The organism is uncultured Tenacibaculum sp., assembly GCF_947494125.1.
GTDB lineage: Bacteria > Bacteroidota > Bacteroidia > Flavobacteriales > Flavobacteriaceae > Polaribacter.
The window spans coordinates 1-212 of the sequence record NZ_CANLTU010000068.1; the positions used below are offsets into that span (position 1 = coordinate 1).

The following is a 212-nucleotide window of genomic DNA, read 5'->3' on the forward strand; positions in this document are numbered from 1 at the left end:
ATTGTAATCGTTCCTGTATTACACGTTTCGTCTACTAACGTAGTTGTTAATCCTAATTGTGGATTTAATGTATGATTCGTTTGTGTTGATACACATCCTGATCCATCTCGTACATCTACCGTATATGCTTTTGGTGTTAATCCTGTAAATGTATAGGTAGTTGCCGTAGCTGGAGTTGGGGTTTGCCATGGTCCGCCATCTAAACTAAATTG

At 38.7% G+C, this 212-nt stretch carries 1 protein-coding gene; it reads right to left on the reverse strand.

Annotated features, from left to right (window positions below):
* The coding region (locus tag Q0881_RS17840) for a hypothetical protein (protein ID WP_299163350.1) at window positions 1-212 on the reverse strand (212 nt) is incomplete at both ends.